The 255-nt window shown below is 42.4% G+C and carries 1 pseudogene; it reads right to left on the minus strand.

Features of this window, described 5'->3' with window-relative positions:
* Positions 1–255 (minus strand): annotated as a pseudogene (locus LB467_RS19650) (IS5/IS1182 family transposase); the annotation flags it as partial.

Raw genomic sequence — 255 nt, forward strand, 5'->3', positions numbered from 1 at the left:
TTTCTTTCTAAGACCTTGTGTGATAATAGGGTTTAGCTTTGCCACTATCTTTATGGCCTCATTATTTTTATCTTTGAGTCTAAGGTTATCCTTGCCGGAATATGCGGTATCCCCGATTACGGTATCCGCCTGAACTCCATTATCCTGGCTTATTTTCAAAAGTATTGGCAATTCCGGACCATCACCTTTTTCACCAGATGTGACCACTGCAGCGCTAATGATACGTTCCTCTGTCATAGCTAGGTGGGTCTTGTA

The organism is Salegentibacter tibetensis (assembly GCF_020164485.1).
GTDB lineage: Bacteria > Bacteroidota > Bacteroidia > Flavobacteriales > Flavobacteriaceae > Salegentibacter > Salegentibacter tibetensis.